The organism is Candidatus Finniella inopinata (assembly GCF_004210305.1).
GTDB lineage: Bacteria > Pseudomonadota > Alphaproteobacteria > Paracaedibacterales > CAIULA01 > Finniella > Finniella inopinata_A.
This window is the reverse complement of the sequence record NZ_SCFB01000004.1, coordinates 175,326-198,821: the sequence shown is the minus strand read 5'-3', so window position 1 is coordinate 198,821 and position 23,496 is coordinate 175,326. Positions and strand designations below refer to the sequence as shown.

21 protein-coding genes are annotated in these 23,496 nt (G+C 44.9%); 6 read left to right on the top strand and 15 right to left on the bottom strand.

Annotation, left to right across the window (positions count from 1 at the left end; all coding sequences use genetic code 11):
- Positions 1 to 7 precede the first annotated feature (7 nt).
- Positions 8 to 1,327: a heme biosynthesis HemY N-terminal domain-containing protein gene (locus tag EQU50_RS02760; RefSeq protein ID WP_130153625.1), complete on the top strand. Its 1,320-nt coding sequence runs from the start codon at positions 8 to 10 to the stop codon at positions 1,325 to 1,327.
- Between the two features lie 13 nt (positions 1,328 to 1,340).
- Here EQU50_RS02760 and dprA read toward each other — a convergent pair whose 3' ends face one another.
- A complete protein-coding gene (dprA, locus tag EQU50_RS02755) occupies positions 1,341 to 2,417 on the bottom strand; it encodes a DNA-processing protein DprA (protein WP_130153624.1) in 1,077 nt (358 codons plus the stop codon).
- Between the two features lie 156 nt (positions 2,418 to 2,573).
- Here dprA and ctrA point away from each other — a divergent pair, with 156 nt between their 5' ends.
- The gene (gene ctrA / locus EQU50_RS02750) at positions 2,574 to 3,383 is read left to right on the top strand and encodes a response regulator transcription factor CtrA (protein WP_130153623.1); all 810 of its coding nucleotides are present in this window, start codon (positions 2,574 to 2,576) and stop codon (positions 3,381 to 3,383) included.
- Between the two features lie 62 nt (positions 3,384 to 3,445).
- On the opposite strand, the gene EQU50_RS02745 is transcribed toward ctrA, so the two are convergent.
- The gene (locus EQU50_RS02745; RefSeq protein WP_130153622.1) at positions 3,446 to 4,885 is read right to left on the bottom strand and encodes a hypothetical protein; all 1,440 of its coding nucleotides are present in this window, start codon (positions 4,883 to 4,885) and stop codon (positions 3,446 to 3,448) included.
- A gap of 164 nt (positions 4,886 to 5,049) precedes the next feature.
- Here EQU50_RS02745 and ligA point away from each other — a divergent pair, with 164 nt between their 5' ends.
- Both ligA and EQU50_RS02735 read left to right on the top strand, forming a co-directional pair.
- Positions 5,050 to 7,092 carry an NAD-dependent DNA ligase LigA gene (gene ligA, locus EQU50_RS02740; protein ID WP_207216298.1) on the top strand — a complete coding sequence of 681 codons (2,043 nt, stop codon included), beginning with the start codon at positions 5,050 to 5,052 and terminating at the stop codon, positions 7,090 to 7,092.
- A gap of 3 nt (positions 7,093 to 7,095) precedes the next feature.
- Complete coding sequence (locus tag EQU50_RS02735) at positions 7,096 to 7,746, top strand: LysE family translocator (RefSeq protein WP_130153620.1); 651 nt, start codon at positions 7,096 to 7,098, stop codon at positions 7,744 to 7,746.
- A gap of 535 nt (positions 7,747 to 8,281) precedes the next feature.
- Here EQU50_RS02735 and EQU50_RS02730 read toward each other — a convergent pair.
- From EQU50_RS02730 to EQU50_RS02695, 8 genes are all read right to left on the bottom strand, one after another.
- The gene (locus EQU50_RS02730; protein WP_130153619.1) at positions 8,282 to 8,650 is read right to left on the bottom strand and encodes an SEL1-like repeat protein; all 369 of its coding nucleotides are present in this window, start codon (positions 8,648 to 8,650) and stop codon (positions 8,282 to 8,284) included.
- A gap of 26 nt (positions 8,651 to 8,676) precedes the next feature.
- Positions 8,677 to 9,474 (bottom strand): hypothetical protein, encoded by a 798-nt coding sequence (locus EQU50_RS02725; protein ID WP_130153618.1) that lies wholly within the window; start codon positions 9,472 to 9,474, stop codon positions 8,677 to 8,679.
- 20 nt (positions 9,475 to 9,494) lie between these two features.
- Entirely contained in the window at positions 9,495 to 10,316 is an 822-nt protein-coding gene (locus EQU50_RS02720; RefSeq protein WP_130153617.1) for a hypothetical protein, read from the bottom strand.
- Between the two features lie 114 nt (positions 10,317 to 10,430).
- The gene (locus EQU50_RS02715) at positions 10,431 to 11,492 is read right to left on the bottom strand and encodes a hypothetical protein (RefSeq protein ID WP_130153616.1); all 1,062 of its coding nucleotides are present in this window, start codon (positions 11,490 to 11,492) and stop codon (positions 10,431 to 10,433) included.
- A gap of 115 nt (positions 11,493 to 11,607) precedes the next feature.
- Positions 11,608 to 11,970, bottom strand: coding sequence for an FtsB family cell division protein (locus EQU50_RS02710; protein ID WP_130153615.1), 363 nt, complete (start codon positions 11,968 to 11,970; stop codon positions 11,608 to 11,610).
- Positions 11,967 to 13,226 carry a phosphopyruvate hydratase gene (gene eno / locus EQU50_RS02705; RefSeq protein ID WP_130153614.1) on the bottom strand — a complete coding sequence of 420 codons (1,260 nt, stop codon included), beginning with the start codon at positions 13,224 to 13,226 and terminating at the stop codon, positions 11,967 to 11,969. The genes EQU50_RS02710 and eno overlap by 4 nt, the downstream gene beginning before the upstream one ends.
- Positions 13,227 to 13,238: 12 nt before the next feature.
- A complete protein-coding gene (kdsA, locus tag EQU50_RS02700) occupies positions 13,239 to 14,075 on the bottom strand; it encodes a 3-deoxy-8-phosphooctulonate synthase (RefSeq protein ID WP_130153613.1) in 837 nt (278 codons plus the stop codon).
- A gap of 119 nt (positions 14,076 to 14,194) precedes the next feature.
- The gene (locus EQU50_RS02695; RefSeq protein ID WP_130153612.1) at positions 14,195 to 16,609 is read right to left on the bottom strand and encodes a hypothetical protein; all 2,415 of its coding nucleotides are present in this window, start codon (positions 16,607 to 16,609) and stop codon (positions 14,195 to 14,197) included.
- Positions 16,610 to 16,616: 7 nt separating this feature from the next.
- On the opposite strand from EQU50_RS02695, the gene EQU50_RS02690 reads away from it, so the two are divergent.
- Entirely contained in the window at positions 16,617 to 16,901 is a 285-nt protein-coding gene (locus tag EQU50_RS02690) for a hypothetical protein (RefSeq protein WP_130153611.1), read from the top strand.
- A gap of 581 nt (positions 16,902 to 17,482) precedes the next feature.
- Here the strand turns inward: EQU50_RS02690 and EQU50_RS02685 are convergent.
- The 3 genes from EQU50_RS02685 to EQU50_RS02675 are packed head-to-tail and all read right to left on the bottom strand — an operon-like array spanning position 17,483 to position 20,190.
- Positions 17,483 to 18,334 carry an IS3 family transposase gene (locus EQU50_RS02685; RefSeq protein ID WP_130153610.1) on the bottom strand — a complete coding sequence of 284 codons (852 nt, stop codon included), beginning with the start codon at positions 18,332 to 18,334 and terminating at the stop codon, positions 17,483 to 17,485.
- Positions 18,331 to 18,609: a helix-turn-helix domain-containing protein gene (locus tag EQU50_RS02680; RefSeq protein WP_130153492.1), complete on the bottom strand. Its 279-nt coding sequence runs from the start codon at positions 18,607 to 18,609 to the stop codon at positions 18,331 to 18,333. The genes EQU50_RS02685 and EQU50_RS02680 overlap by 4 nt, the downstream gene beginning before the upstream one ends.
- 57 nt (positions 18,610 to 18,666) lie before the next feature.
- A complete protein-coding gene (locus tag EQU50_RS02675) occupies positions 18,667 to 20,190 on the bottom strand; it encodes an NUDIX hydrolase (protein ID WP_130153609.1) in 1,524 nt (507 codons plus the stop codon).
- Between the two features lie 343 nt (positions 20,191 to 20,533).
- Here EQU50_RS02675 and EQU50_RS02670 point away from each other — a divergent pair, with 343 nt between their 5' ends.
- Positions 20,534 to 20,779 (top strand): hypothetical protein, encoded by a 246-nt coding sequence (locus tag EQU50_RS02670; RefSeq protein ID WP_130153608.1) that lies wholly within the window; start codon positions 20,534 to 20,536, stop codon positions 20,777 to 20,779.
- Positions 20,780 to 20,795: 16 nt separating this feature from the next.
- Here EQU50_RS02670 and der read toward each other — a convergent pair whose 3' ends face one another.
- Both der and EQU50_RS02660 read right to left on the bottom strand, forming a co-directional pair.
- Positions 20,796 to 22,187 carry a ribosome biogenesis GTPase Der gene (gene der / locus EQU50_RS02665; protein ID WP_130153607.1) on the bottom strand — a complete coding sequence of 464 codons (1,392 nt, stop codon included), beginning with the start codon at positions 22,185 to 22,187 and terminating at the stop codon, positions 20,796 to 20,798.
- Positions 22,174 to 23,487: an outer membrane protein assembly factor BamB family protein gene (locus tag EQU50_RS02660; RefSeq protein ID WP_130153606.1), complete on the bottom strand. Its 1,314-nt coding sequence runs from the start codon at positions 23,485 to 23,487 to the stop codon at positions 22,174 to 22,176. The genes der and EQU50_RS02660 overlap by 14 nt, the downstream gene beginning before the upstream one ends.
- Positions 23,488 to 23,496 lie beyond the last annotated feature (9 nt).

Below are 23,496 nucleotides of genomic sequence, written 5' to 3'. Positions count from 1 at the left end.
GCTTTAGATGCTTTGGTTTCGGGGGGCACGTTTATTTTTAAAGCTTACGCTTGCAGCTGTTTTTGCTGTTTTCCTAGGCTTGAATCCAGGTTCCGTTTCTTTGAAATGGTTTGGTTATCAGTTGGAAATGCCTGTCGCCATTCTTTTAGTGTGTCTTTTTGCCTTTATAAGTATTTGCCTTGTGATTCACAGCATGTGGCGAAAGATTTGGCAAATACCTGAACAATATCTAAAATTCATGCAAAAACGCAAGACTGCTAGGGGTGAAAAATTATTAGTTGATGCTTTGACAGCGATTGCTGCACAACAACCAGATGAGGCTGTCCATTCTATTGAGTTAGCCAAGGTTTTGATTCCTAATCATCCCTTGATTTCAGTGGTAGCCGCCCAATCAGCACACATGGGCCATGATTCAGTGAAGGCGAAGTCATATTTTGAAACCATGTACAAAAGTCCCGCTTTACGTTTTCTGGGGTTACGGGGTCTTATCTTGCAAGCCAAAGAAGAAAAAGACTGGTTGCAAACCGAAACATTCTTAAAGGAAGCCTTGAAACTGAGGCCCGATTCACCGTGGGTACAAGAACAAATTCTGGAAAACCAAATTCAGTTGGTGGAAGTTGGTCAAGAACAATCGATTCAAACCCAAGGGATTCGACGGTTTTTAAAAAGTGACGTTTCGAACACGCATCAAGGAATAACATACTGGTTGAAAGCACAGCAGTCCCCTGATGATGTTGATGCTCAACTGACGTCGTTAAATAAAGCCCATGGTTTTATGCCCGACCACAGTTCCATTGCGTGCAGTTTAGCCCTGGTGTTGTATAATTCACAGAACCTGTCAAAAGCACAAAAAGTTTTAAGAAATACCTATAAGTTGAAACCTCATCGGGATTTGGCAACGTGTTGGTTGAAAATTCACCCGGATTTAAAGTCTTTGGATGCCTATCAAGATCTCGAAAAACTAACTCAACCCCACAGCAACCATCCTGAAACCCTATGGGTTATGGGGCAGGCGGCTTTTGAGGCCCAGCTTTGGGGGCAAGCCCATAAATATTTGCAAGATTTGCATGCACAATATGGAGACACTCAGGGTGTGTGCTATATGATGGGGCAGCTGGAGGAAGTTCAACATCCGCAAAATCAGGCTGTTGTCAGGTCATGGTGGAGGCGGGCGATGGCTGAGGCCTCTGAAGCGGTATGGATTTGCGAAAAATGCGACCACCATAGTTCCCAATGGCAACCGATTTGTGAAAACTGTGGAACGATTAATAAAAGCAATTGGCAGGGATTTCAAAAGGTTTTGGATAAGCCGTTATTGATTACTTAGCGACTCAACTTAGCTAAGACGCATTGGGCATACGGCTGAATTTATTCCCAGCATGGCGTTGAACAAAGCCCTCTAATTCCAATTCACACAAGGCGCCCAAAACAACAGAGGCTGTCTGAGGATAAAGCGGCAAAAGTAATTCAAAGTCGGTTGGCGTCAAACTGAGATCTGTCAAAAGGTGTTGCTTTAAATCGCCAGAGTTTTTCGTTATGTCGGGTGTATAAGTTTCTTTGGGTAAAGCAGATGGTTGTCCTTGGTTATCAAGGGAGGGAGGAGTCCCAATAACGGCCAGGACATCAGCTGCTGACTCCGTCACAATCGCCCCCTGTTTTAAAAGTTTGTTTGACCCGGCGCAACGGGGATCTAGGGGGGAACCTGGAACGGCAAAAATATCCGCCCCCTGTTCAAGGGCATAGTCGGCCGTAATAAGAGATCCTGATCGGTTCGCAGCTTCAATAACAATGACCCCCTCGCTTAAGCCAGCGATGAGGCGATTGCGTCTGGGGAATAGACCAGCCATCGGGGTCGTTCCCAAAGGCATTTCTGAAATGACAGCCCCTTTTTTAGCAATGTCATGATACAGATTCTGGTGCTCTGGGGGGTAAATGCAGTCAACGCCCCCTGCCAAAACGCCCAGTGTACCGGTTGCCAAAGCTCCATGATGGGCGCGTTCATCGATGCCGCGCGCTAGGCCTGATACGATTTGCCATCCGGCCTTTCCCAGTTCTTGTGCTATCGAAAAGCTTAGTTGGCGCCCGCCTAATGACGCATTGCGCGCCCCAACAATTGCTGCCATTGGTTGATTCAAACAATTGATGTTTCCATAAATGCTGATAAAGGGGGGGCAATCTGGTTGCCGTCTTAACGTTTGGGGAAATTCGGGTTCAAAAGCGGCAATCAAATGATACCCTTTTGTGTGATGCTGTTGTATTTCGGCCTCTGCCTTTTCAACGGGATACACTTTTGATAGGAATTTTAAGGCCTGTTCAGCCGAACCATATTGTTTTAGGAATTGCCAGAAACGAACGGGCCCGATTCCATTGGTTCGAATCAGTTGCAACCAATGAATTTTCTTAAAGTTAGTTTTCATAAACGTATTCAAAATGGGTATGATTTTCAGAGGATACTAAAAAATTGTAGGGTCAAAAAGTTAAATAAATACTAAAATTTTAAAAAATAAAATTGTAGGTAAGTTATTACTTTTTTGGTAACATTTGAATAGAGAAGACTGAACCGCAAGGGTGCCATGCGTATTTTGCTTATAGAAGATGATTCGGCGACAGCGAAAAATTTAGAATTGCTTTTAAAGTCAGAGGGATTCATATGCGATACCACTGATTTAGGCGAAGATGGCTTGGAAATTGGAAAACTTTATGAATATGACCTGATCATTCTGGATTTATTATTGCCTGATATGGATGGATTTGAGGTCGTTCGACGTTTAAGGGCGGCGCATATCAAAACGCCAATTTTGGTTTTGTCTGGTCTTAGCCAAACGGAAGATAAAGTTAAGGGTTTAGGGTCTGGGGCTGACGATTATCTTACGAAGCCTTTCAGTAAAAATGAATTGGTAGCCCGAGTTCATGCGATTATTCGTCGTTCCCATGGGCATTCTAATTCAATCATCAACACAGGGCGCCTGTCCATTAATTTGCAGAATAGAACGGCCACCGTTGATGGCATGACGTTAAACCTGACCGGAAAAGAATACGCAATTATAGAGTTGTTATCCCTTCGAAAGGGGACAACCCTTACAAAAGAAATGTTCTTAAATCATTTGTATGGGGGGATGGACGAGCCCGAGCTGAAGATTATTGATGTATTTATTTGCAAGCTGCGACGCAAAATTGCGGATGCGACCGCTGGAGATGGCTATATTGAAACTGTTTGGGGGCGTGGATATGTGTTGCGGGAACCGATCGAAGAGGGTCTAGCAGAATCCTTACCGCATGGACTGACTGAGCGTTTGGCGAATGGTGATATCTCGCTTCCGGCAACACCGGCACGCCCTCAATCGTCTGAACCCATCAGTTTTATAGCCAGCCCAGATTTCTAAAGCTTTTGGAATAAGGGGGCTGGATTGAGCCCCCTGTCATGGTTACTTACAAACACTTCGTCTTATAAGGTTGACGATGAAGATGCCGCTGCAGACTGGCCTGCGGATTCCGAAGATGACGCTGCTGATGCTTTTTGTTCCGTCGAACTTGATGTCGGTTGTATGGAAAAAGAAACTGCCCCTTCAGAGTCCACTGTTAGGTTTGTGGAAATTATAGGCCTTACTTTAAAGTCTCGAAGAATTAGAGGCATTACTTTAAAGTCTTGAAGAATTAGAGAACGCAGGTATGAGTCAGAAAGTCCAAGATTAAATTGCAGAGGTTTCCTCACAGTTATGGTGGTTATATTTAACCTATTACCAAATAGATCGAGTTGCAGGTCTTTATCCATAGTCAATTTAAGAACGTTCCAATGACGTTGTAAATGCTCTAAACCTTTGGTGAGGTCAGTAACTGGACGTCGTCCCGATAACGATAACTCGGTTAAATATGGCAAAGATCTGATAAAACTCAAATCTTCGCAATCATGGTCGTTGTAACTGAAAATTCCTATTGGACGACGTGGAACCCCTTTTAATTCTAAGGCCCTAAGTCCTGGGAATTTTGACAGCGGTGCAAGGTCTAAAGGATCTCGATTAGAAGACTCTATCCTCAATGTTTCTAAATGGGGATTAGAGGGAAAAAGCTCTAATAAATTATCAGGCAAATTCAACCTGCCGTGCAAGAACCTTAGGAACTCATCGTTGCCATCGTCTGGTGCAACACTTACACATCTAACATTCCCTAAAAGTGGGACGATTTGGTTAAAGGAATCGGTCTCACGTACTTTAAATATTACACCGAAATGTAGACCCTGATTTAAAACACGCTGGATTCCCTCGACAGAAGAAACCTTAAATGATCGTTTAACGTTTGCGAAAGTTTTGTAAAACAATGCATTTGCGCTTGTATCATCATCAGGTAAGAACTTTTTAATTTCTTTAACCAGGCTCGTTGGTAGAGAAGGGATACCTGCTTCCCCCACTTCCATCCGATTCCTTCTTGAAACAAACGTTGCTTCCACAGGAGGCGGAGCAGAAGGCAATATGATCATTCTTGGAGTGATATCCCTCAGGTTCGGAAGATAAGAAAATTTTTCTTTTGGTACATACTTTTGATCTGCATCCTTTAGGAAACCTAACTCTTGGAGACGCCATTTTTTTTGGGGAGAGGGAGGAGCTCCCGCTGCCATTACTGCAGGAGCGTCACGATAGCCTACATCAAATGTTAAGGCATGAGCTGCTCGTAAACGATATTGTTCAAATATACGTCTTGAATGATCTTCGACACTATAGCCTACATCAAATGTTAAGGGACGAGCTGCAGGATCGCCTAAGTCATCGCTGGAAGAAGACTCATCCGAGCCCAAAATACCATGGGAAGACCCCAAGAAAGCAATTGTTAATAAAAAAATAAGTTTAGTGTTGATCATTGTGAAAGAATCCAGTTTATTGATTAATACCATTTATATAGGTCCATTCGCCGATTATACAAGGAATATTTAAACGTGTCCAAATACGCTTCTTAAATAGATCTTAAGGCTTGCTATGAATGGCTTGAAAGCCAGTGGCAATAAAAGGCAATCGGCGGTATCATGCGGACTGATTATTGTTCTGAATTAGGTACATCGTGGCGTCAAAAAGCAATCTTACCCCCGAACAAGCAGCCGCCGAACTGAAAACTTTAGCCAAAGAAATTGCTGACCATGATTACAGGTACTATCGCCTAAATCAGCCGACTATCAGCGACCAGGCTTACGACGCCTTGCACCGGCGCAACCGGGAAATTGAGGTGCTGTTTCCAAACCTGATCCGCCCCGACAGCCCGTCGCATCGGGTGGGCTCGGCTCCATCGCCGGAATTTGAAAAGGTTAAACACCAGGCCCCTATGTTGTCGTTGGATAACGCCTTTTCCCTTGACGAGGTTGGCGACTTTATCGACCGCATTAAACGTTTTTTGAAATGGCCGGCCGACCAAGATATTCCCTTCATGGCAGAGCCCAAGATCGACGGGTTATCGGCGTCTTTAATCTATGAAGATGGGCAATTTGTGTTGGGGGCAACGCGCGGTGATGGGGTAGAGGGGGAGAATATCACCCCCAATTTGAGAACCATTCGCGATATTCCGTTGATTTTGCAGGGTGATTTTAAGCCTGCCCGGTTGGAGGTTCGGGGGGAGGTTTACATGACCAAATCCGACTTTGAAAGGTTGAACGAGAATCGCCAGCAAGAGGACGAATCGCCCTTCGCCAACCCCCGCAATGCAGCCGCAGGGTCGCTTCGCCAATTAGATTCATCGATCACGGCCAAAAGGCCCCTGTACTTTTTTGCGTATGCCTATTTTACGTCTGAGCCTAATGGGGATAAAACCCAAGAGGAAATTTTAAACACGTTAAAAACATGGGGTTTTCCGGTGAACCCACATGTTCAATTATGCCTTAACCAGGCGGAGCTTAAGGCCCATTACGAACGCCTAGAGGAGCTGCGCCCCACTCTGAACTATGAAATTGATGGGGTGGTTTATAAGGTGAACGACCTGGCGTTGCAAAATCGGTTGGGGGTGGTTGGGCGTGCGCCCCGGCATTCGATTGCTCATAAATTTGCCGCCGAACAGGCAGAAACAGTTGTGGAAGATATTCTGATTCAGGTGGGTAGAACCGGCGTTTTGACGCCGCTGGCTGTTTTGAAGCCTGTGTTTGTGGGGGGCGTGATGGTCCGCCGAGCCACCCTTCATAACCAGGACGAGATTCAGCGAAAAGACGTGCGCGTGGGCGATGCGGTGATTGTGCAACGGGCGGGCGACGTGATTCCCCAAGTGGTCAAGTCGCTTACGAATAAACGCCCTGCGACCAGTCAATCTTTTATTTTCCCAACCCATTGTCCGGTTTGTCAAACGCCGGTGGTCCAGACAGAGGGGCAGGTGGCCATACGGTGCCCCAACAGTTTCGGCTGTGCCGCCCAAGCTGTTGAACGCCTGAAGCACTTCGTCAGTCGCCATGCCTTTGATATAGAGGGCTTGGGCGAAAAGCATCTGGAGGCCTTTTGCCAGGAAGGGTTGATCAAAAATCCCGCCGATATTTTTACGCTTCGCCAGCACGGGAGAGTTTTGGAAAAAAGGGAAGGGTGGGGCGCGCAGTCGCTGCAAAACCTATGGGATGCCATCGATAAATGTCGCGTCATATCATTGGATCGATTTATTTATGGGCTGGGCATCTCGCAAATTGGCCAGGTTTCAGCAAAGTTATTGGCGAAGCATTATCAAACGATAGACGCCTTGTTGCAGGCGGGGGAGGAGGACCTTTTGAGCATAGAGGGTATTGGTCCTGGCATGTCGAAGGATCTGGTGGCTTTTTTGTCGGATCCTCAGCAACAAAAACTGATTCATGACCTGCGCAAACACGTCACCGTTGAACCCTATTTGGTGCAGGAGGCGCATAACAGCCCCTTAAAAGGGAAGACGGTTGTTTTCACAGGTGCGTTGAGTAGTTTAAGTCGTGGCGAGGCCAAAGCGCAGGCGGAACGATTAGGCGCCAAGGTCAGTGGATCGGTGTCGGCCAAGACGGATATGGTCGTCGCGGGTGCTGACGCTGGAAGCAAATTGAAAACGGCGCAGGCTTTGGGAGTTCAGGTTTTGACCGAGGATGAATGGCTTGCGTTGGTGGGTGGTTTGTAAATTATGGACGTATTATCGGTTTATTTTCTCCAATGGCTTGCCCTTATCTCGATTCTTTCTTTGGCTGTGATGTCGCCTGGTCCTGATTTTGTGGTGGTTATTCAAAATTCGATTGTCCATTCCCGCCGCACAGGCATTTGGGTATCCTTGGGTCTGGGCTTTGGCGTGCTGGTGCATGTTACCTACACCATTGCGGGTTTGGCTGCTGTCATCTCAGAGTCGATTTTTTTATTCAATACAATTAAATGGGCGGGGGCGGCGTATCTTATATACATCGGCTGCCGGGCGCTACAATCCAAGGGCGCGGGGGCTTCTGTCGATTGCGACATCACGACAGAAAAAACCACCAAGGGGATCAGTGACTTAAAGGCCCTGCGTTTAGGATTTTTCACAAATGTTTTAAATCCCAAGGCCAGCTTATTTTTCCTTGTTATTTTCAGTCAGCTTATTCAGCCGCAAACGCCTGTCGGGTGGAAGATCACTTATGGCCTAACCTGCTGTGCAATCACCATCGGTTGGTTTTCCATACTGGCCTATGCCCTGACTCAACGGCGTATCAGGAGTCTTTTCTTGGGTGCGACCAAATGGATCGACAGAGTCTGCGGCGGTTTGATGATTGCCTTGGGCATCAAAGTCGCCTTCATGGCGAAGTAACGCAGTGTGCTATTTTTTTCATGGTAACCATTTGTTAATCACTTGTGTGATAGTCTGAATATGGTGGTTAGTTACATCTGAAGTTGGTCAGATGCGCGAGGGGATTCATAAAGTCCTTCTCTTGCTTTTTACAGCAAGGGAATTGCCTGGGATAAAGTCTTGGAACCGGTTTCGAGACCTTAGCCGAATTTCTATGGGATTGGAACCCCATAGAAAGACATTGCTCAAAAATCGAAAGATTGTGAGTAACAGGGAGATTCGTGTTGTGCTTGTGCGGCGGGGCGGGCGCTGCAAAATTTTTGGGCGGGCCCCATCTTGTGTGTAGTGCGTCCGCGGTATGGGGAAAGTTTGGCTAATTAGACGCGTCGGTGGTTTTTTGGTGCTGAAGCTGGATGTAACCTGAAGGATATCCGACACGCCTCAGGGTCGGTGGCCGTCAGGGTCGGCCCCAAAAGTTTGCCAGAAAAATTATGCCCATAAGCCAACGCGCATCAGGAAACTCGCACATTGTGTGAAGTAAGAAAATTTATTTCTATTAATTCAAAGGAATGTCGGCGGCAATCACAAAGGGCGTTAAATATCTTCTAAGGCCTTCATCTTGTTCCATAGCTCGACGACGCATATCAGACCAAATTGCTGTAGAACGTGAATTGCCTAAACTTGCAGCCTCTCTTATTGTTTGGACAGCTTTCAAAAGATCTTTTTCCACGCCATCTGCTCCTTGGTAAAGCATCAGTGCATAGTTATGAAACAGCTCAGATGCCCTTTCGGTCAAACCTTGTTTGTTAGCTCCCGTTCCCACGTTCGCCGCCTCTTTTATCATTTTTAAAGCTTTTGGAATGTCCTTTTTTATGCCATCTGTTCCATTGAAAAGCATAGGGGCATAACGATCTAACGCTGCCATTAAATAGTTTCCAGCGCTTTCATTCCCTAACGCCAACGCTTCCCTGAAAAGCCCAATAATCTTAAGATATCTTTGTCATTAACATCGTTGTAAAGCCATTCTGCATAGTTAAAGACTAAAATTCCTAAATTTCGTGCAGTCCGCTTCACGCCTAAATTAGCTGCGTCTCGGCACAGTTCAATAGCTCTCGGCATGTTCCTTTCCAATTTCTCACCTTCGGCAAGTGTAGTCGCGCCATTCGTTAATATGGTTGGATTGCCACGTTTTTGACCGGCATCTATTTTATCAAGAGAAGGATTTCTGCAATAAGCTATACTGTTCTTGTGATTTTCTATTATCAATGACTCAGGAATAATTCCATGGAGGCGTCTCAATATATTTGCTAATTGCGTGTTTTTTATGGGGCGACTTAGATAAAAGTGCCTTGGGCCTTTTCCTTTCACATAAAATCGTTCCTTCAAACAGTCGTCATAGATATATTCTATGACCATATCTTCAGGTTTAAGACCCAATTTTCTGCGCAGCTGATCAGAGGCAGGCGTTGCCTTTTCAGAAGAAGAGGAAATGTCATTTATTTCAAAATATTTTGTGAACCCTTCAATGATCTGCTGCTTTATCTCTTGTTGCTTTCGGGGATTTTTTCGCATTTCTGACTCGGCCAAAGGGGCAATTTGGGTGGCGGCTTCTATATCGTGCGTCGTCCATCCTTTATAAGGTTTACCAGATACGATCAGCTTGTAATAGGCCTGTTTCAGGGTGATCTTGGGCGCAAAAACGCTAAAGACGTCATTGGCTAAAAGCATGATATCGGATTTTGTTCGCAAGAAAGTGTCTAAGGATTGGCTTAACTGTTCAAAGACTGTTTTTGGGGCAGGATTTGACTTAGTCTGGTGATGGAAGGCAGCAATGTTTGAATAACTTCCGGTTCACCCCATTTCTCCTCAAAATTATCATCGTTCAACGCATTCATAACGATTGTATCAATCGCCAATACGGCGGCCATACACGATTTAAATCTGCTATTTGTTTGTAGCAGCTTAGTTGTTTGTTCATGGTCATAGCTGAAATAACGGTCATGCAACATATGAAGTTGGCCCATAAACTTGTGGCGGGTACGGATGATGGAATAAATAACCCATAATTGTGATTCTGGACTATTTAACCATTCGAAACGTCCATACCTCCAACCGATGATGGCTGAAATTTCATCGGTTGCTTTTTTGAAAGCAGGAAAGTTGCCTTCGCTGTCTGCCTTGTCTCGCTGATTTTCTAAATCTTGAATCCAGGCCAAGAAAGTAGGGTGTGAGGGTTTCTTATACTTGGGCCCTCCATCTCCATCAGCTTTATCCGTGTCTGCCTGGTCGCCTAATTCTTGAATCGAGGCTTGGCTAGAAGATGAGGATTCTCGTTCTTTATAAGCTGGAGGCGCATCATACGACGGCGGTGCATCAGGCCCTGCATCACGGGTTTTGTCTGTGTATAGTTTGTCGAGTTTATCCCCTAATTCGTGAATCCAGACTATGAGGTTAGGAAGTGGTGAGGAGCTTTGTTCTTCATAGGACGGAGGTGCATCAGTGCACGCATCACTGGCCGTGGCCGTGGGCGTGAAGGGGGTAATAAGGTTTAATAAAAAGGCAACCAGGAAGATAAAATATTTAGAGCGCATTGAACTGCGTGTGACTAAATAATTCATAAGTAATCGTAACAATATGTTCAAAATATTTCAAGCCCCCCTCCGCCTTATGCAGGGGGATTGGGAAGAACCAGAAAGAAAAATTCCTTAATCAAAATCTGCTATTTGATTCGATTTGAACCCTTTACGTTGAGTTTTCTCTTTTAGAGGGTATCCCAAATTATTGAACAAACGTATTCCTGTATTCAACCCTAATCCCATTTTGCTAACGATGTGTCGTGCTTGACGACCGGCATCACTGGAGTCTTTTCCGCCAGCGCTTATCCAACCTAATTGATCGGCAATGTCAAAGCAGACTTCTGAATAATCTTGAACACATTCTTTAGACAAATTACTTGTTAATCTACCTGCTGCACATATGCGAACAAGCTCATCCCAACCGCCAGGGCGTGTAACCAAATTTATTGGAAAACGTTGTGTTGCATAAACTCTGTGACCATTAAGCAACGGCTTGTTATACGTTTGGTTGTATATGTCTGACAAAGCAGGGGCGTTTAGACTGCTCCAAGCACATGGTTGAACAACGGCTGGGGCTGCAGGTGCAATGTGCTGAGGAGGTTGTGAGGAGGATTGAGCGCCTGGCTGTTCTTCCTCCACCTGATATTGCACTCCAGCACACGCTCCTCCGGGAGGTTGAATTGCTGTCCCACCCGCTGATGCATTACTATTGTCTCTTGGCACTCGCAGAGAGTTAAGTAAATTATTCTGCACCAAATTTTGGCCTGCTTTCGCAGCCTCAATCAACCGGGCAACAACAGTTTGGTGTTTGCCGATATGATCGTCAAAGCCTTTCAACTCAAGATTAAACCCTGCTTCTTGAATGCCTTGCTCAACTGCAAAATTTATCCCCTCCAGTATCAGGGCACGTTCTTCAGGAGTGGCTTCGCGATCACTAATTCCGCCAACGCCCGCCCCTGAACCGATGATGAGGGCAATTTTTTTGGCAGCATTATCATAAATTTCGGCATTTTCTTGCAGATGGCGAATAAACTGAACGGCCGAGCAAGGTTGATTGACCCTGTTTTGCATTAAATTGATTCTGAAAGTTGAGTACTCATCCACTATCTCAGACTCAAGGGTTGTTGCTTGAGCATAAACACCGCCCAGAAAGCATACAAAAACAAAAAATTTCTTCAACATTTTATTCATTTGGATTCAAATCCTTATAAAGGTTTATGTTTACATAAACCTTAAATTGATCTTCTAACACTAAAAGTCAAGGTTTATTTCAGCATTATTAACTGTTGTTAAATCCCTTGTGCCCTTAAGATTTCCCCTGCGATGGCTCGCTAGCCTCCAGCCCCTCGTTATAGATGATCACCTCGTCCGGGCGGGCAAAGTTTAAAATCAGGCGGGCGCGTTCTTCCAACATGTCAGGATCAAGGTTGTCGGGCCTTAACAGGTGCACTTGCCGTTCCAAAATTTCCCGTTGTGATTGCAATGTAGATAATGTTATTTCATCCTCTGCGATTTTCTTTTGAAGGCGCATCCAGGCAAAAAAACCTCGCTCCCCTTGAAAAATATGATAGGCAAAGTAGATCAGCAGACAAAGCCCTAAAAGAGGTCCCAGCATGGAACCCAGGCGGCGAGGTTGGTTTGTGAAGGAACTGGTTTCTAGGGTGGTCATACCAGCGACCCTAAGGTGGCGGATTCACCAATTTCTTCAGCAATTCGTATCAAACGATTATATTTAGCAACTCGGTCCGATCGACATAGCGAACCCGTTTTGATTTGCCCAGCACCGGTGGCAACGGCCAAGTCAGCGATGGTGGTGTCTTCTGTTTCGCCCGATCGGTGGGAAATAATCGTTTTAAACCCGTGGTGTTGAGCGATTTGAATGGTGTTCAGTGTTTCCGTCAGCGTCCCAATTTGGTTGGGTTTAATTAAAATGGCATTGGCGGCCTTTTCCTTGATGCCCCGCAACAGGCGTTCTGGATTGGTGACGAACAAATCGTCCCCGACCAACTGCAGGCTGCCCCCCAGCACTTGATTCATGTGGGACCAGCCGTTCCAGTCCTCTTCAAACAAGCCATCTTCTATGGAAATAAGGGGATAATTTTTGGCTAACTGCGCATAGAAATCAACCAACTGTTCAGAGTTATAAACCCGTCCTTCCAAATGATAAGAACCGTCCTTATACAATTCATTGGCCGCTACATCCAACGCCAAATTTATATCAACGCCAGGGCGATAGCCTGCGGCTTCAATTGCCTTTAAAATAAAATCCAAGGCTTCGTTCGTGCTTTTTAGGGCTGGTGCCAGGCCGCCTTCATCGCCCACGTTCGTGCTGTGACCGGCTTTTTTCAATAACGATTTTAACTTATGAAAAACCTCGGCCCCCATGCGGATCGCAGTTCCTATGTCTTTGGCAGACGAGGGGATCATCATGAATTCTTGGATATCGATATCGTTATCGGCATGGGCGCCACCATTCAAGATATTCATCATGGGCATGGGCAGGCGGTTGGTGTGAATTCCCCCTAAATATCGATAAAGCGGCATGTTGAAGGAATCAGCAGAGGCTTTGGCCACAGCCAGACTGACGCCTAACAGCGCATTCGCCCCTAACCGGGACTTGTTGGGCGTACCATCCAGATCAATTAATATCTTATCAACCTCTGCCTGATCATCGCCCAGTTCACCCGCCAGGGCATCGAAAATCTCGCCTTCAATTGCATCTATGACTTGTAAAACGCCTTTCCCGTGATAACGGTTGGGATCTTGATCGCGTTTCTCTACCGCCTCAAAAGTGCCCGTTGAGGCACCGGATGGGACGGCTGCGCGTCCCAGGCTGCCGCATTCTAAAAGGACGTCGACTTCAACGGTGGGGTTCCCCCGGGAGTCTAAGATTTCACGGGCGGCGATGTTAATAATTTCTGGCATTTAGGATTCTTTCTATAAAAAACGGGGGTAAGCTTTGGCGACTTTGTCCAGGGCCATCAGTTCGGTTAACACCTGGGGCATATCGTGCAAATGGATCATGTTGGGGCCATCACTGGGGGCTTTGTCAGGGTTTTCGTGGGTTTCCAAAAATACACCAGCCACACCCACTGCTATGGCAGCTCGTGCCAAGATGGGGGCAAATTCGCGTTGGCCGCTTGACGATTGGCCCGCACCGCCTGGTTGTTGAACCGAATGGGTGGCATCAAAAATGACAGGGCATCCTGTTTTTGCCAAAATCGGTAAGGCACGCATGTCGGAGATAAGCGTGTTGTAACCAAAGCTGGCGCCACGTTCGCATAGCATCACCTGGGAATTACCAAAGGCGTGCATTTTGGCGACCACATTGGCCATATCCCATGGGGCCAAAAATTGGCCCTTTTTAATGTTAATGACTTTGCCAGTGGCGGCAGCGGCCTGTAACAGGTCAGTTTGGCGGCATAGGAAGGCCGGAATCTGTAAGACATCCACCACGTCGGCCACCTTTTGGCATTGGTCGGCATTATGCACATCGGTTATTACCGGGCATTGGAATTGCTCTCGAATTTGGTGGAAAACCTCTAGACTTGCCTCTAACCCTAAGCCCCGTTCGCCCTTAATGCTGGTGCGGTTGGCTTTATCGAAGGAGGTTTTATAGATAAGGCCAATGCCCAATTTTTGAGACATCTCTGTTAAACGTTCAGCCATCATTAAAGCATGATCTTTGCTTTCCATGACGCACGGGCCGGCGATCAGAATCAAGGGTAAATCGTTGCCAATTTTTAAAGGACCAACAGAAAGAGTGGTATGCATAAGTTTCGAATGATAAGGAAGTTTATCCCCTTTGTAGCAAAAGTTGCGCGCAGGTGGCTAATTCTTTCTTGTAATAGACGAGTTTTTCAAAGCCTTGGTGTTGTTGACAAGGAGGCAGTTCATTTTTTCACATAACGTTCTGCTGCCATAACTTTGGCAAATCCATCACCAGCTGCCTTAACAGCCTCTATCGCCTGTTCACGAGTCCTTTCGTCCTTTATACTGTCTATAGTTACCCAAGCCTTGGCGGTGTCTTGCTTTTCGAACGCGTCTGTTTCGTTCTTGCAATCTTTTATCGCCGCTTCGCGAATGTCTTTATTGCTTATTCTGGTTAAAGTCACCCATAATTTCGCTACTTCATTCTTTTTGTCTGCAGGATAATTTCCGACATCTTCTATCGCCATTTTACGAATGTTTTCATCTTTTATCGTGCTTAAGGTCACCCACGCTTGTGCTATATATTGTTTGTATAAGTCGTCGTATTCGTCTGTGGGCGCTGTCTTAATATTTTCTAGCGCCTGGGCCCGAAGATTTTTATCCGCTATTGGTTTTATAATTTCCCATATACTGACCCACTCTTTTGAGGCGGCCTCTTGAACACTTCCACCGGTTTTATTGAAAACGTCTTGGATCACGGCTTGACGAATGACGGCATCATCTATTCTCGCTATATTCACCCAAGTTCGTGCTACTGTCTGTCTCGTGTGTGTCTTGGTTTTTTTTATAGCTTCTAGCGCTTGAGCCTGAAGATGTGTATCCGTTATTGGTTTTATAATTTCCCATATACTGACCCACTCTTTTGCTTTATCTAGTTGTAAATACCAGTCGTTTTCTTTTAGGACCTCTTCTATCGCTGTTTGACGGACACGGTCATCATTTATTGTTTCTAGGGCCTTTGCTATATTTTCCCAATTCGTTGCTATATCTTCTTTATCATCCTTATCAGCTGCTAAAACCTTTCTTCTCGCTGTTTGACGTATATGGTCATCTTTTATCGTTCCTATGCTTATCCAGGCTTTTGCTACGACTTTTTTCTCATCTAGGTTAGCGGCTGTCTTAACATCTTCTATCGCTGTTTGACGGACACGGTCATCATTTATTGTATCTACGGCCTTTCCTATATCCCTCCAATCTATTGCTTTTCTCTTTTTCGAATATATATTCGATTCTTTGAATACATCCTCCTGCCCTTGAATGCGTATATATTCATCTCTTATTAACGACAAATATATGTATTCCAGTAATAAATTCACACATTTAAAGGCGTTGAATCTTTCTGCCATTTCTATGGACGTTGCAGGCCATGAGTCTGGGGTTACCAGTTCTTTGTCAATATCAAGGTTATGGTCTTTTATAATCGCCTTTAATTTTTCTACATCATCCGTTTTAAATGCTGACATAAGATCGGTTACTGAGAAACTTACTGCTGCGGGATAGGAATTTTCCCCATGATTTTTTTCATATACTTTTTTATAAATCTCTTGAAGGGGAAGTTTCTTTTGAAAAAATGTTCCCTTATCTACGTGCTTACGACTTTTAAGCCAATGACTTAAGTCACGTTGTATCTGGGCTTTTAAATCCCTTTTATAGGCCATCTGCTCATCATGGTTTAATGTATGCCTCCAATAAGTTTTAATCATGACTTTAGAAGGATCCCAAAAAATTTCAGGTTTAAGGTAAAGTCGCGATTGGAGGCTTTCTATTGTTATATTTTTTAGGCCGCCTATTGCTTGTAATTGGCTTAAGAACTTTGTGGAATTTTCCCTAAGTAGGGTTAAAAGAACAGATGGCTTAAATTCTGCTAGCTTTGCCCCAAGGTTTGACGCATCGGATTCAAAAGGCATTTTCCCATGCGTCAACGATAAGTAACACACATCGTCGATTACGGAACCATCAATAAAAATTTGTAAAAGCCTTCCATTATCATAGGGTTCTTTTTTATTAATATATTGATCGTATATTTTTCTATAGGCTGGAAAGGACTCTGGGCAACCAAATTTTACAGTAAAATTCTTAACCATCCATTCAACTTGAGCAGCGTTTACGGACTGTCCTTTATAAAATAAGAAATAAGTGGAGGAGGTAGCATGCCCAGGACTGCCCACTAATGATATGTTGGCTGATAACGCTTTGTCTTGGAATTTACCTCGGTAATTATCGATGCGTGCAAAGTCATCAATGCCTTGGATTTTACCCTCTTCCTGTAACATGGCTAAAACATTTTCTGCACTGAACAAGTCATCAAACGCTCTTAAAAGTCTGATGTCTTCCCCTGCTTCATGGAATAGTTGATCACGCAACTCTTGGACAAGATCAAAATAAAAGCCAACAAATGCCTCACAACCATGATAAAAAACAAATTTATTTTGATGGACCTGCTCTTCTTTATAGGCTCGCAAGATAGTTTGAATGAAGTCGTGATAGCCTAGACTTGTGGCCTCTATCCTGGTGGCTGCGTATGCTTTATGAGTAAAAAGTTCCCCCAATGAAGCTTCATTAACGTCTGTTTTTTTGCCTAATTCTAAGGAAAGCATAGCTTGTGTGACTGTGGGGGTATTGTGTTCTATTGATGAGCTTGAGCTTGAGCTTGAGCTTGCGGCTGGTGCTGGGGAGGTTAGAGTGGCGGCAGCCGCAGCTGAGCTTGCGCTCGAACTTGTTCTTGTAGTTGAACTTGAACTTGAGCTTGCTCTTATCGTTGAGCTTGCTCTTATCGTTGAGCTTGGACTTGCAGTTGGTTTTTCTTTTTCCTTATTCCTGTTCTTTATGTCAGCAAGAACCCTTCCTTGGACAACAACTTGGGTCGCCATTAGATCATCTATGGTATAGGGGTTTGTCGGCCAGTGTTCTATAAGACTTATATTGACCCCATTTGGATCCACTACGTCAATGTTCCTTGTGACTTGTAATGTTTCTGACAGCATGGAGCGTTGCGTTACAAAGATCTTTTCAGCTTTCTTATCAACGTTGTTTGATAAACGAATCGATCCGGCCGAGTGGAGCACCTGTATAGATTTTTCTTTAGCCAAAATAGCATTTAAATGGGTGATGACCGGTCCTTGACGCAGTATACAGTAAAGGGGCCAGTGCGGTGCACCCTTTGGACTGGACATAATTGAGGACTATTTAAGAGAGTTTCCGTCCCTGAGTTTTGATGATTGTTACCACGGGCATTTTTCTCCGTCCAGTACTTTTTTTCTTTTTTGACTCCCCTAATTTTCCCCTTCACTTTTCCAACAAATTCCCTTTATCAATCCACGGGACGATGCTATTTTTCTCCCACGGAACAGGCTGGAAAGCCGATGGCCGTGCATGGTTAAGGGAAGGGTTGCTTCGGTGACCCCCTTCCTTCAAGCTCACCTTTAAGCATGTTTTAAATATTCCGGGGTGTGGGGCAGAGCCCCGCCATATTAGGCAGCCTCTTTGATCTCCCCCACCAGATATAAATCAGCCGGACGTTTGTTCTTGATCCCCTGATGGCGGCGTTTCGTATTGTAAAAGATCAAATAGTGCTCCAAGCCCTTTTCGAGCTCCCACATGGTTTGATGGCAGTAAAGATGGATATGTTCATACTTAATGGACCACCACAACCGTTCAATCCGAATGTTATCAATGCAGCGCCCCACGCCATCATGACTCACCTTGATCCCATGGGCTTCTGCCGCTAGGATCCAAGCTTCCCCTGTGAATTGGCTGCCTTGATCCGAGTTCACAATCTCCGGCGATCCGTGACGTTTTATGGCCTCCTCTAAAACTTCAATCCCATGACTTGCTTCCATTGTGTTGGCCAACTTCCAGCCCACAACAAATCGTGTGTGCCAATCGATCAAGGCAAATAAATAGACCATGCCGCCGGGGAGCTTGATGTAGGTGATATCCGTGGCCCAGACTTGGTTTTTGTGATCAATCACAAGCTCCTTCAAAAGATACGGTCTGACAGCATTTTCACGATTTGCGATGGAGGTGTTTGTCCGGGGTTTGGGTAATATGGACCGCAATCCCATAAGTTTCATCAATCGCAGGGCGCACTTGTGGTTGATGCGTATTCCCCGATCCAAAAGCCAGCCGGTGATTCTCCTATAGCCAAAAAAGGGGTGTTCCCTCCATATGTCCATGATTTCGTTCATAATCTCAGTGTAAGATTCATCTTCCTTTTCGGCATAGTAATAGCTTGAACGGTGAAGCCCTAGAAGGTCGCATTGTCTTTGAATTGTCAGGCCTTGGTCCGGGGAAATAATGGAGCGCTTCTCTCTAACGCTCATTTCCCCAACGCTTTTTTTAGAAAATCTAAGTCCATGGTGAGCTGGCCAATCTTGCGTTGAAGATCGTCAACTGTGGGGCCATTTTCTTTAGGTTTTTTGCGACGGCTGAAAATCTCAGGCCCACCATCCAAAAGCTCATTCTTCCACCTCTGGAGAACGCTTTGATGAACGCCATATTTTTGTGAAAGTTCTGATACGGGGCTCTTGCCACTGATCATCGCAATCGCTGCTTCTAATTTCGTTTTGCCGCTGTGTTGTTGGCGGATCTTTCCCATTTTTTATTTCCTTCAGTTGCTGTCTTTTATACAACACTCAGGAGCTAAAAAACTCTCTTAACTTTGTGTCCAGTTTTTGGGGTGCAGGGCACAGTGAAGCTCAAATGTTTGGGTGCCCTTATCCAAAGTTTGAACATTTTTAAGGATTATAGAATTATTCTCAGGCCCTTTCGACAAGCCAGGTTGACACACGTTTCCCAGTAAGCTTTTCAGATTAACCCACATAAATTCTGTATATTCTCTTTTCTCCCTAACTGCTTCACTGCTCAGTTTTTCTTGAAGCGGCACGGATGCCACATAAGGACCAGGAACCATGTACAGGCGAAATAGAACAACCCTATTATCCCCAGAAAACTGGGGTCTTAAATCAGCCTCTTTTTGTTTGGAAACCATATCATGGGAAGGGAATCTACGAAGGTCCTGAACAGATATATTAAAAGTTCCTAAAGATTCTTCCAAAACCTCTCTGGCCGCTGTTTCTAAAAGAGTATGTTCTTTTGTTGGTTCGCTCCCTCCACCAAAATTACCCCAATAATCATGCCCTCGTCTTTTTCCTAAAAGAACATAAAATTCTCCATCTCTTTCCATATAATTAAGCATGCCAGCTGCTGTATATGGCGTTGCAATACCATCGGCATCACTAACCGTATAGCGCGGATTTTCATCAATACTTTTAGGAAAAAGGGTGCCAAGAGAATAAGCTGCAATCGACCCTAATCTTTGAATTAAAATGGATTTCAACTCTCGTTCATCTGGTTCTGGCCAGCTTATTTCTTTTTTTAAATCACTGAATTCTTGCCAAAGTTTATCTTTTTTAGACAAAATTTTACTAATTTGCAGGTGCACCTCTTGGTCAGTGATGAACTTGTAAAGTTCTGAGCCACTTCGATTACGTGTTGGGTCTCTTAGGTTTTCTATTTCGCCTACAGTCTGTAAATCCGCTAATCTTTTACGTTCACCCATAGCCCTGTACCGTAACGAACCCCCGTTATCAAAGCGGTAAACATGTCCATCTGGTGCTATGATCATGTTCTTAAAGCCAACCGTTATGTCCCAATTACCCAAAAAGCAATCAGCTACAAACCCCTTATTTATTTCTATTAAAATTTGTTGTTGAATGGGGGAAAGATCTTTCAAAGATGTCGCTGCCCTAAGCGTTTGAATGGGTAGAACCTCGGAAAGCTTGGGCCCCTCAATGAAGTCTGAGAGGGAAATTAATACTTTTTGGTCAGTATCTTTCAGATCCTGGAACTTTCTAGCAAGTTCATCATTTAAAGCCCCTGTACCATTTGGCAGCTGTTCCTGACTTATGCGAAAGGCCTGATTTTTAGGTACATCAACCCCCAGTGCCTTATAAAGCCGGCCTGCAAGAATTTCTTCTTTTAAACGGTTTGGTTCTAACAGCTTAAGAATAAATTTTTTATGGTTAGCATCCTCTAAAATGAAAACGGCCTTGTTCCCTCCATCTTGTGGCACGCCGATCACTCTATACTGTTTAAGGCCATCAGAAGGCGATGTCTTCGCTGATGATGACGCTGTCTGGCTACCCAAACCCCCTGTAAGGGATATAATTAAGGTCAAAAAACAACACATTACACATCGAAAAAAAGTTTGCAGATTTGACATAAGCCACCAATAAAATAATAAAGTAAAAAATTAAGCGCTGTGTTTAATAATGACGGGTACTTATTAAAATATAGTTAAATGTTGGAAACATGTGTTGATTCTTTGTTGAATAAAACACATCACTATCTCAGGAGACGTCTAAAATTTTCCAAAACCAAAAGCACTGCTAATTCTTTTTATTATTTCACTTGATCGAATTGAATGATTCATATTTACATGATAAGATACTAATCATGTTTTAATTATAAAAATTAAGAGTAAAACGTTGAGTAGAGTGTTATTTTTAATCAGTTTTTTCGTGATTCATCTTTTTTGTTTCCAGGCTTTTGCGGGTGAAACAGATGAATTGCTAATCAGGCCCAAACAAATTGCTTTGGTGGAGTGTTATTCAGCCTTAAAGACAGATCAGACAATCATTGAATTCGTCAAGACAGTCGGTCGATTTCCATCTCAGGTCTATAGCTGTGTTGTTAGCCTTTACTATCTATCGATTGGGTACCCTTTGGGGCCTAATCCAAACCTAAGCCAATTCAGATACAGGTAGTAAGAAAATGCAATCGTCAGCTTGCATACGGGTTGGCGCTGCTGCGGAAGGTCAGCCGAATGGGAACGCCCGGCATGTCAAACTCTTTTCGTAACGTGTTGACCAAATATCGTTGGTACGAATCAGGCACGTCGTCCGATTTGGTGCAAAAAACCACAAACGTGGGTGGGCGACTTTTTACCTGGGTCATATATTTTAGGCGAATCCTGCGCCCTGAAATGGCCGGCGGAGCATGCGTTTGGGTGGCTGATGTTAGCCATTTATTGAGCAAGGCGGTGCTAAGTCGCTGGTTCCACATCTTCTCAAGCTTTAAAACTTCATCCATCAAGGGCTCTAAATTCCGGCCCTTCAGCGCTGAAATAGGGACACAGGCGATTCCGCGTGCTTGCGCAAAATGCCTATCTAATTGATACCGTAAGTGCTCTAAAACCTTTTTAGGTTCCTTAACCTGATCCCACTTATTAATGGCAAAGATTAGACCTCGACCTTCTTCAATAACCTGGGCTGCAAGGGTTAGGTCTTGTTTTTCAATTAATTCCTCGCGGGGGATGGATCCATCTATAACCAAAACAACAATTTCAGCAAACCTGACTACCCGTTCAGCATCCATAACCGCCAGTTTTTCAACACTTTGATCAATGCGGCTTTTTTTTCGAATACCGGCTGTGTCAACCAACGTAATCGTGCGGTCTTTGTATTGCCACGAAAGATGAATGGAATCGCGCGTAACGCCCGGGAAGTCAGCGGTCAATTGACGTTCTTCACCCAAAAAACTGTTAACCAAAGTTGACTTACCTACATTTGGGCGTCCCCAAATGGCGACCTGCAAGGGTTTCAACGGTTTTGTGTCTTTCCATTCAGGCTCGACGGTTTTGTGAACATGGGGTATTAAAAGATCGCACAGGTCGCTTAGGCCCATGCCATGTTCGGCCGATATGGCGACAGGTTCGCCCAAACCCAAACTGACTGCGTCCGCAAACCCTTGATAGCCACCTTTGCCCTCGCATTTGTTAATGACAACAAAAACGGGTTTGTTCTGGCGCCGCAGCAAGTCCGCTAATTCGTAATCATAGGGCGTGCAACCTTGTCTGCCGTCAATAACGAACAATATGACAGAGGCTTCTTTAAGAGCCGCCAAGCTTTGCTGACGCATCCCCAAATCAAGTTCCACACTCAGCTCAGGTGTGTCTGCATCGCTTAGTCCCGGGGTGTCGGTTATACGAAAGTGCAACCCCATAAAGTCAACCACTGTATCGCGGCGGTCGCGGGTCATACCGGGTTTGTCATGGACTAAGGCAAGTTTCTTGCCCACAAAACGATTGAATAGCGTTGATTTGCCGACATTAGGCCGGCCGACGATGGCGACGGTTGCCAAAGGGCCCTGAACGGACCCATCACTGCCAGGCATAGAGCTCCGCTTGATCATTTAAGATGAATAAAGTTTTATTAACAATAACAGGAGACAAAAAGGTTTGGCCTGAAAAGGAAAGAGTTTTGGCAGGCTTACCATCCGCCACATTTACAAACTGAACTTGCCCGTTCGAGCCTGCGAATACCAGTTGATCGTTGGCAATGATAGGACCTGCCCAATAAATGGACTCTTTATCATCTGCGCTTGATTTTGGTAAAGCAGCGACCCAACGAATGGCCCCGGTATCTTTCTGTAAACAAAAGACATCCCCGTGGTTGCTTAATATAAAAAGCCAGGATCCAGCTACTGCAGGGGCATGCAACCCACCAATTTCACGTTGCCATTCCCGCACGCCAGTTTTTAAGTCAATCGCGATCATCTTGCCACCATGGCTGACAGCAAAGACTTTTCCACCCTCAACAACGGGGGCTGCGTGAATATGGGGAATGCTTGAAACCGTATCAATGCGTACTGCTGACGTCAGGGTGTCTGACCACAAAACTTGACCGTTTTCAGCCTGCAAGGCGTAGATTTCACCTGATGAATAGGCGACAATCACTACGTTATCACTAACCGCTGGGCTTGCACCCCCTAAAAGAGAAGCTTGTTCTGTAATACCAGCATGGGTCCATAATTGTTTGCCTGTGTTGGCATCATAGGCGATAGTTTCATTGCTGATCGTTGTTACAAAAACACGTCCGTCTTTACAGGTGGGGGCTGAGCGAATGGGCCCGCTGGCGGATGATCGCCACAAGATTTTTCCATCTTTACTATCCAGGGCCAATACTTCGGCAAAGCTTGAAGTGACAAATACTTTGCCACCTTCTGTTGCAACGCCGCCACCTAAAGCATCGCCTGTTATGTGCTCAGCCTCGGTTGACTGTTGCCATAAGATCTTGGGTTGCTTTTCATTAAGGCTTAATGCTGTAACCGTTCCCGCGGAATCGATGGCGTAAACGACGTTTTGCGCAATCACAATTCCCGACAGCAACCGTTGGTAGTCGGTTACGCCACGACCCATAGAGGTTTGCCACTGAAGGGTCGGGTTGAGGTCCAAGGTCAGGGGAGGTAAAGAATGCAAGGTGTTTCCGGCATTTTGTGGCCATTCGGTAAGGACAACAGCAGCTGGAACGCTCACCACTTGGTTCGCCAAGTTTGCATCTGGCTGAAGGCGCGTTGATAAGGTGATAAAAGATTCACGCTCCCCCGTTAAAGGAATTTTTTCTTTGTCACAGGCAGTTAGTGACAATAAGCATGTCCCAACGGTAATAAGTAATCGTGATCTAAAAGATATCATTATGCGAAC